General features: G+C 61.0%; 5 protein-coding genes. 3 read left to right on the top strand and 2 right to left on the bottom strand.

Annotation, left to right across the window (positions count from 1 at the left end):
* Positions 1–112: 112 nt before the first annotated feature.
* Together HMPREF0178_RS13885 and HMPREF0178_RS13880 are read right to left on the bottom strand one after the other, a co-directional pair.
* Positions 113–1,522, bottom strand: coding sequence for an OprD family outer membrane porin (locus HMPREF0178_RS13885; protein WP_009368669.1), 1,410 nt, complete (start codon positions 1,520–1,522; stop codon positions 113–115).
* A gap of 238 nt (positions 1,523–1,760) precedes the next feature.
* Complete coding sequence (locus tag HMPREF0178_RS13880) at positions 1,761–3,926, bottom strand: EAL domain-containing protein (protein WP_009368668.1); 2,166 nt, start codon at positions 3,924–3,926, stop codon at positions 1,761–1,763.
* 456 nt (positions 3,927–4,382) lie between these two features.
* On the opposite strand from HMPREF0178_RS13880, the gene HMPREF0178_RS13875 reads away from it, so the two are divergent.
* Genes HMPREF0178_RS13875 through HMPREF0178_RS13865 form a run of 3 tightly spaced genes read left to right on the top strand, consistent with a single transcriptional unit; the run spans position 4,383 to position 8,552 of the window.
* Positions 4,383–5,033, top strand: coding sequence for a response regulator transcription factor (locus tag HMPREF0178_RS13875; RefSeq protein ID WP_009368667.1), 651 nt, complete (start codon positions 4,383–4,385; stop codon positions 5,031–5,033).
* Positions 5,026–6,687 carry an ABC transporter substrate-binding protein gene (locus HMPREF0178_RS13870; RefSeq protein ID WP_157134939.1) on the top strand — a complete coding sequence of 554 codons (1,662 nt, stop codon included), beginning with the start codon at positions 5,026–5,028 and terminating at the stop codon, positions 6,685–6,687. The genes HMPREF0178_RS13875 and HMPREF0178_RS13870 overlap by 8 nt, the downstream gene beginning before the upstream one ends.
* Entirely contained in the window at positions 6,684–8,552 is a 1,869-nt protein-coding gene (locus tag HMPREF0178_RS13865) for an ATP-binding protein (protein WP_009368665.1), read from the top strand. The genes HMPREF0178_RS13870 and HMPREF0178_RS13865 overlap by 4 nt, the downstream gene beginning before the upstream one ends.
* Positions 8,553–8,797: the final 245 nt, after the last annotated feature.

The following is an 8,797-nucleotide window of genomic DNA, read 5'->3' as shown; positions in this document are numbered from 1 at the left end:
GTTTCCCCTCTTACCCCTTCAACGGCTTTCACTTTTATCGAATCCCTGTTCGCCGCGTTCCCGGAAGCGGGCGGTTCCGGCAGAGCCGCTGCCTTTTTCGGGATTACAGGGCTCACAGCGAAAAAGGAATCCCTATAAGCAGCTTGAGATCGTGTTCGGACTGGAAGGCGTTCCGGTATGTGCCCCAGCTCGGCTGGGACGTACCGTTGCGGTATTCGGTGTAATGCAGCTTGACGAACCCCCCTTCAAGCGGGCCGTCGGGTTTCACATAATTGAGATCGAAGGTGAAAGCCCATTCCTTGAGGTGTTCCGCCGTACCAAAACCTCTGCCGTCAAAGCCGAAAGCCGCGCCCGCGCCCGCCGAAAAACCGGCTATGGGAAGCAGATCGTCGAGGGTTCGCATTGCGCCGCAATAGGCGGCCTTTTCGTTGTCGGCATTCCAGTCGGAACGGGCATCCCACCACACGTCGAACGCGCCGCTGGAACTCCCGCTGCGGTCGGTCAGGCGGTACGCGAATTGCCCCTGGCTCTGAGGCCCGGACATGGGAGCGCGGACGTAGGTGCCCTCCAGCCTGAAAGTCCACGGCGGGGCCTCGTATTTTCCGAACAGATAATGCAGCGAGGCGAGGCCGTCGAAATTGTCGTTCTCGCTTTTTCCTGAATCGTCGCTGTCGTTCATGAAATAGGCATGGTAGCCCACGGTGAGGGGGCCCGCACCGCCTCCCGTTCGATAGCTGCTTTTTAAATGCGCGTTTTGCAGGTGATCTTTGGATGCGCCGTATCCAAGTTCAAGCGTCAGGCCGCTTTCGAAGGCGTATCGGGCCCCGGCGCTCCACAGCCACGGTACGGACGCTTCGCCGTCGTTCTTGCGGAAACGGTTCATGTTGACGAACCACGGGGATTTGTATTCGTCGGCCCACGCCGCCGCCAGCGACAGCCGCCCAAAGTCTGCCCCGGCGTTCACGCCCCTGTAGGTACCCGGCATGATGGACCAGTTGACCCCAAGCACGCCCGGCCCCGTGGGCTGGAACCATCCCGCCTTGGCCCATGCGGGGCCGGCCTTGGCCTTGAGTGCGGCCTTGTACACGGATACGCCGTCGTCGGTGCGGCGCTTGCTCCAGTCGGGATGCCACGGGTCGCCCCACGGCTCAAAGCCCATTTCGTGATCCACCGCGCCCTTGTTCATAAGATCGTGCGATCCGAACACGCCGAAATCGAATCCGAGCCAGCCGCCCGCGAACCCGGAGACAAAATCCGCGTTCGCCTGCACCGAGGCGTGATTGAGGTTCGTCCCGTATCGGCCTTTGTCTACGTCGTAACGCCTGCGGTCACGCCGGAAGAAATACAGGCCGCCCGAAACCTCCGCTTCATCGAAAAAGCGCGTCCCGGTGCGGAAGGCTTCCCGCGAGTCCAGCCCTTGCGTTTCAGGCGCGAGATCTTCGTTCGCCGCAGCGGGAACAGCGGTCAGGACAGCCAGCAGCGTGTACGCAACCGCGACAATGCAGAGGCGCAGACGCGTCATGACTCCCGCAACAAGCGTTCCGATTTCCCGGCCAGCCGAAAAAGCAGGCAGGCGGGGCACCCGGACGGAAAGGCATGATGGGGCGCGCCTAGTCAGCCGAAACAAAAACTTCAAGAAAAACTTGAGAGATTGCGCCCCCCGCCAAAAGGGGGTTGCGAGGGGAGAGCCGGGTTGTCCCTCCCGAGTTGGGTTCGCCCGCAGGATGTCCCCCCGAGAAACACGTTGCTTCAGGCCGACCTTACGCACCGTTCCCGCCGTTCGTCTTTTGGATGAACTGGAGGCAATCTGAAGGCAGGAGCGACTTGCTGTACAGGTAACCTTGGAACACGTCGCAGCCGAGTTCGCGGAGGAGTGCGGCCTGTTCCTCATTCTCGACGAACTCCGCCACACTGAGCATGTTACGCGCCCGGCAGAGGCGGGTGATCGAAGCCACGATATCCGAACAGATCGAGTTCGTGCCCACTTCCCGGCTGATCGCGCCGTCGATCTTGACCACGCTGACGGGGAATTGCTTCAAGTACTTAAGGGAACTGTGCCCCATGCCGAAATCGTCGATGGCCACGGGGAACCCCGCGTCGTAGACACGGGAGAGGATATGGCTTTCCGGCTTATCGGAATCCAGCGCGCTCGACTCCGTAACTTCCACTTCCAGCAAAGAGGGCGGCAAATCGTAACGGGCCGCGATGACAAGAAGCTGCTTCGGGAAGGAGCGCTCCAGCTGGAGGGCCGACACGTTGACCGCCATCCAAAGATCCGTGATTCCGGCGTCGAGCCAGCTCTTGCGCACCTGACAGGCCGTCTCGAAGACCCACAGCCCGATGGGTCGGATGAGCCCGGAATCCTCGGCCAGCGCCACGGTAATGGGAGCCGGGATCAGCCCATAGGACGGGTGCTTCCAACGGATAAGCGATTCCACGCCCACAACCCTGCCGGTCCGGGAACAGATCTGCGGCTGAAATTCGAGGAACAGCCCTTCGCCATGCCGGTAGTCGTACTCAAGATCCGTAATCAAACTCCGGGCGAGGGACCCCGCGTCGTCGTTGTGGTCAAGGCAACGCCGGGAAGAGTCCGCTGTGGCGCAGGAGCGGCGAAGCAGGCTCCTAAAGGCATCGTTGATTTGTTTTACCTTGATTTTATTGGCTATAAGTACAAACGGCGCATAGATGAGCACACCCACCACGAGATTCGCCAGCTGCAACGCCGAACCGCTCAGAGAGCCCGTGGACAGGTAGCCGTTGAGCAGGATGGGGGTGGTCCACTCCGTCGCCACGTTGGTCCCCGGGACCAGCCCCGTAGCGACCGCGACGTAGCTGATCGCCGCCAGCAGGACCGGCGTGAGCAGAAAGGGGATCAGCATAAGCGGATTGAGCACGATAGGCAGGCCGAACAGCAGTACTTCGTTGATATTGAACAGGCCCGGCACAAGCGAGAAAATCCCGATTTTACGGCTGGCCTGCGTCTTGCCGAACAGGATCAGCGCTCCGGCAAGGCTGATGCCGGTCCCGGCGCCGCCCATGAATACGAAGGTGTCCATGAACGTCTTGGTCATAATGTGCGGCAGAGGCTCCCCGGCCGCCGCCGCCACTTCGTTGGCGAGCATGGCCGCGCCGTAGATGTCGTGGGTGATCGGATCTAGGACGTTGGCCCCGTGGATGCCCGCGAACCAGAGGGCATGGAGCGAAAGGATATACAACATACCCCGCCCGAGCCCTTCCCCGATGGCGTCAAAAGGCATCCGGATGATCTGGTACACCGCCTCATGCAGAGACATGCCCACAAATGTCTGCATGGCCGCGCCAAGGGCCGCGAACACGAGCACGGTCAACATGCCGGGGATGAAGGCGTTGAAGGCCTGCGGGATGGCGATATCGGGAGTCCCCCCCGGCAAATGCAGGTGCAGCCGTTTGATGGAAAAGAAATACAGGAACAGCCGGGTGGCGAACACGCCGACGAGGATCGCCACAAACAGCCCGGCGACGCCCAGCCAACGCCGGTTGAGCGCGTCCCCGTCCTGCTGGAGCAGGCAGAAGAACGCCGTAAAGGCCACAAGCCCCGCGATGACCGGATTGGCCCGCAGGACCGGATTATCATGGTTGAACTGGTCCGTCAGATGGTGGCCGATGGAGAAAACCATGATGAGGGACATCACGGAAAAGGTGGCGTCTTTCAGGATTTGCCCAAACATCCGCCACTCGGGGCCGAACTGCCGGAACATGAATTCCTTGTAGGCATCCAACGGGAAACTGATCATCAGCTCGGCAAGAGAGCCGAGGAACATGAGCGGCAGGGTGACGATGAGCGCGGATCGGATCGCCGCCAGCGTGGACCAGCCGGAAACGGCTTCCGCCAACGGCAGCAGAAATTGTTCAATGACGTTGTTTATTTTTCGTAACTGGGATGTCATGCTTCCTCCCGTACGCGCTCCTCAGCCGGAGCGGGATCGAAGATGGCAGAGGGATGCGTACGGATTCGGTTCGTTGCCGGAAAAGAAAGGGAACCCGGCGGTATGCTTCCTCATCTTCATGAGTATAGGATGTCACAATGCCCCCCTCCCGGCAAGCGAGAGCCGCTTCGGATATGCCGCTTCCGAGGCGAAAGGCGCGGGGCAGCCGTCTCTCTGGACAACGAATCGCCAGAGCTTTCCACCGGATAAACTTCATCATGATCAGCGAAAAAAAATGGGGGCGGCCTTGCCGATACCATGTGGAGGAAGGTCTGCCGCAGGAATGCCCGTATCCCTCAGCCTATAGAGGCTGCGCCTCCTTTTCCTTTTCGCGGCACTGCATTATACTCAAAAAAGCCGTGGCATTTCGGCACCGGCGCATCCCGGACGCAAAGCGTCCGCACACGGAGAAACGACGTGCCATCTGTATTGATAGTCGAAGATCACGCCCTGTTCCGCAGCGGCCTGAAACAGCTCATCGGCATCGAGCCCGGCCTGACGGTCGCGGGCGAGGCGGGGGACGGGCTCGCAGGCATCCGGCTCGCGCAGTCGCTCCGGCCCGATCTCATCCTGCTGGATATTTCCATGCCCGAACTCAGCGGCGTGGAGGCCATACCCCGTATCAGGGAGGTTGCGCCGGAAGCGCGCATCCTTATCGTTTCCATGCACGCCACGGCCGGACATGTACGCGCGGCCCTGAAAGCCGGAGCCGACGGCTACCTGCTCAAAACGGCGGACGAGGACGAATTCCTCGTCGCCATCCGGGCCCTGCTCAAGGGAAGGAAGTACATCAGCACTGAGCTCACCGGGTCCATGATTATTTCATACGTGGACGGCAACGCCGAAGCCGCCTCGAAAGCCGACTCCCTGACGCCAAAGGAAAAAATGGTGCTGAAACTCATTGCCGAGGGCAACAGCAACAAAGATATCGCCGCCAAGCTGAACCTGTCGGTCAAGACCATCGACACCCACCGCACCAGCTTTATGAAAAAGCTTGATCTGCATAATGTCCGCGAAGTTACGCGCTTCGCCATGCAGAACGGGCTTGTGGGGGACGGCATTGACTAAGCGACTCCGCCGTGCGGACGCCCGCCCCGCCGCCCCGCGCCTTTCGGCGGCCTCTCCGCTCCCGCCCGGAACGGGACGCCCCGTCCGCACGGGCCATGCATACCTGACGGCCTTCTTGTCCGCAGCCCTGCTGCTTCTCTCCCTGTACGCGGCTCCGGCCTCCGCCTCTCCGGAAGACAACAGCCTCATTGTGGCTTTGGAACGTTTTCCGCCCGGTTTCAACCCCGCCGTAGCCAGCGGCAGCCTGACCAGCCAAATCGGGGCGCAGCTGTTCGCCGGGCTGGTCCGTACCGGAAAGGACGGCCCCATACCCTATCTCGCGGAGTCATGGGAAATCGATTCCCAAGCCAAACGGTTCCGGTTTCATCTCCGCAAAGGCGCTACCTTCCATGACGGCACCCCGATCACGGCCAATGACGTGGCCTTTTCCATCCGGGCGGCGCAACGGCACCATCCTTTCCGCTCCATGCTCGAAGCCGTGGACAAGGTCGTCCCGGTAGACGACCTGACGCTCGATCTGGAAACGTCCATCCCGCAGCCCGCCCTGCTCAAGTGTTTCATCCCCGCGCTGGTCCCTGTCCTGCCCGCCCACATCTATGGGGACGGCACGCCCATCGACACCCACCCCGCCAACCTGCGGGCCGTGGGTTCCGGCCCATTCCGCCTTGCCTCCCTGGAAGAAGGGAAAAACATCGTCCTCGAACGCTACAAGGGCTTTTTCCTTCCCGGCAAGCCGCGCCTCGACCGGATCACCTTCCGCGTCTATTGGGACCAAAACGAAATCCCGCTTGCGATCATGCAGGGCGAAGCCGATCTCTACGCCTTCTCTTCCCTGTCGGATGAAGAGCGCATCTTCCGCTCCAATCCGGCCATTGAAGTCACCCGGGACGAGTTCTCCCTGCTCCATCCCTTCGCTCTGCTGACCTTCAACGTGCGCAACCCGATTTTCCGCTCGCCCGAAGTCCGCAAGGCCCTCGCCATGAGCATCGACAATAAGGCGCTGGCTCAAGCCGTGCCCGGCGGGGTCCAGCCCATGTACGGCCCCATCCCGCCCGGCTCGGAGTGGCATTCGCCCGTATCCACGCCCTACGATCCCGATGAGGCCAACCGTATTCTCGACCGCGCGGGGTATCCGCGTAACGAAAACGGCATCCGCTTTACCGTGGAAATCGATTATGAGCCTTCCGCCCAGTTTTCGCTGTCCATCCTCAAATACCTGCAAAGCCAGTTCATCCGGACCATCGGCGTCTATTTCCGGATACGCACGGCGGAAGACCCGGGTTCATGGGCGAACCGCGTCACAAGCGGCGCGTTCGACGTGACGATGGACGAGCTGTACGGCTGGCACGACCCCACTATCGGCATCGAGCGCATCTACGCGACCAACACGGCGGCGATCCTGTGGTCCAACATGAGCCATTACAGCAATCCCGAAGTGGATGCCCTCTTCCGCGCCGCCTCCGCCGAAAAGGACCCGGAAGGGCGCAAGGCGCTGTACGCCGCGCTTCAGGAGCGCCTTTCCCGCGAGCACGTCGCCCTCTGGCTCTGCACCATCCCCTACGCCACGATCCGCAACCGCAACGTCCTGCACGTCGCGGATCAGCCTTTCGGCGTCCTTTCACCGTTGGACGAAGCCTGTTGGAAACGCCCATGAGCATCATGGACAAGAGCATCGCCTCCCGCATCGCCCTGCTGCTCGGGCTGTTCTGCCTCGTGCTGTGCGCGTTCCTCATTTCGCTGCTCCAGCTCCTCAAGATGCTGTCCGAAGAGGCGGACGAAACCGTCAACGTCGCTTTGCCCAACATGGCCATCGCTTCCTACATCAGCAAGGAGAGCGAGTGGGCGAAGGGCATCCTTCACGACAGCATCCTGTGCCGCGACCGTTTCGTCCACCTCGGAGTCGTGCAGGAAATCGAGGCCCGGCGTTTTCCCGAAAACGTGCTGGAAAGCCTCGAAGCGCTTGCCGTCGAGCCGGGGGTCAAAGAAAAGATAAAGAATAACTTGGATGAGTTGAACGGAATCCTTGCGGGCACGAACCGGGCCGTCGCCCAACGTATCGACAATCTGCGAAATACGGAACGGCTCGTAAAGCGTATCCGTACCCTCAACGCGGACTTGCCGCAGCTTGAGCGGGAGCTGTACGCCTCGGGCATGAAGCCGGGCGATCCGGGCTTCAACGTCTGGAAGACCGCCTACTCCGACGTGCTCACCGCCATGCTCCTGCTGTCCATGCACCATGACCGGCCCTATTCCCTGCGCCTCAAGAGCGAAATCCGCACCGACGTCAAACGCCTGCTGCGCTCGGCGGAGGCCAGCCCCTTTTCCGGGCGTCTGAAAAAACTCTCCAGCGATGCGGCCACAATGGCCCTCGCGGAAGACGGCCTTCTTGCTCTGTATGAGGAATACACGGCGCTGGAAAGCACGCTGGATGCCCTCAAGATCACCCATCAATATACCTCAAACAGCCTCATCGAGTCGGCCAACGCCGTTTCCCAGCAGTCATGGACGAGCATTCAGGCGTCCAAAAAGACGCTCGCGGAGCGCTACGCGATTATCGTGGCCACTGTGGGGGTGACCTTCTTCCTTGCCGTGTTCCTCGCGCTGTTTATCTACCGCTCCATCGTCCGCAACGTGGTGGACCCCATCAAGCGGCTGAACAATTGTATGCTTGACCGGGTGAACCGCATCCCGACGCCATTCCCCGAATCCGTGCGCTACGAGCTGGCGGAAATGACCTCATCGGTACGGTACTTCACATCGGAGATCGAGAAGCACGAACAGGAACTGCTCCATTCCCACGAAAATCTGGAAAAGCAGGTTGCCGAACGCACGTACGAACTCAAGGCGCTTTCGGAAAAGCTCCTCATGGCGCAGGAGAGCGAACGCTTCAAGCTCGCCTCCGAGCTGCACGACAACATCGGAGCCACCCTCGGCGCGATCAAGTTCGGCATGGAGCGTTCCCTGCGCTCCGTGCGCTCCCTGCCCGAACACGAACTCCAGCCGGACATCTGCGACACGCTTTCGACCTCGGTTTCGTTGGTCAAGAAACTGGCGACCCATCTCCGCCGCATCCAGAACGAGCTCCGCCCGCCTCAGCTTGAGCTTGGGCTTGAGGCCACCATCGCGGACTTCTGCGAAGAATATGAACGTGTTTTCGCGCATATGCCGATTGAGCTTTCCATTGCGCTCGACGAGGAAAAACTGCCGCCGAATCTGCCCATCGTGATCTTCCGCATCATTCAGGAAGCCCTCAGCAACATCGTCAAGCACAGCGGGGCGACCCGCGCCTCCGTTTCCCTCGGCATGGACGGCGACGCCCTCCGGCTCGTCATCAGAGATGACGGCAAGGGCTTTTCGGTCGCGGAAAAGCTCGCCGACGTGAGCGTGAAGTCCGGCCTTGGCCTCAAGAGCCTCCGCGAGCGTGCACAGCTCAGTTCCGGCGTTTTGACCATCGGATCGGAGCTTAGCAGGGGGACCATCATCGCCGTTGTTTGGGACGCTGCCGCGTTGCGCGGGTAGATGCCTCCGGCGGCAAGGGCTGCCGCCCTTGACCCGCCCGGGGGGAATGATTCCCCCCGGCCCCCCTCAGGGCGCTCTTGATCCGGCAAAGGCCGGTCGCTTCGCTCTCCGGCCTTTGCCGGATCAAGAGCGCTCCGATTGCGTCAGATGTGCTGGTTGTACGGAGGAGGGATGATACTTCAATTAACGGTTGAAGGATTCCTTTCACTGCCACGACAAGTTTTTTCAGTTCCGTCAGCCATAAC

The organism is Bilophila sp. 4_1_30 (assembly GCF_000224655.1).
In the GTDB taxonomy this organism is placed as follows: Bacteria; Desulfobacterota; Desulfovibrionia; order Desulfovibrionales; family Desulfovibrionaceae; genus Bilophila; species Bilophila wadsworthia.
This window is presented reverse-complemented; position numbering and strand designations above follow the sequence as displayed.

Bases quoted from the DNA above. Each gene is read 5' to 3' on its own strand.
- HMPREF0178_RS13885 (WP_009368669.1), bottom strand. From the start codon at position 1,522: ATGACGCGTCTGCGCCTCTGCATTGTCGCGGTTGCGTACACGCTGCTG.
- HMPREF0178_RS13880 (WP_009368668.1), bottom strand. From the start codon at position 3,926: ATGACATCCCAGTTACGAAAAATAAACAACGTCATTGAACAATTTCTG.
- HMPREF0178_RS13865 (WP_009368665.1), top strand. From the start codon at position 6,684: ATGAGCATCATGGACAAGAGCATCGCCTCCCGCATCGCCCTGCTGCTC.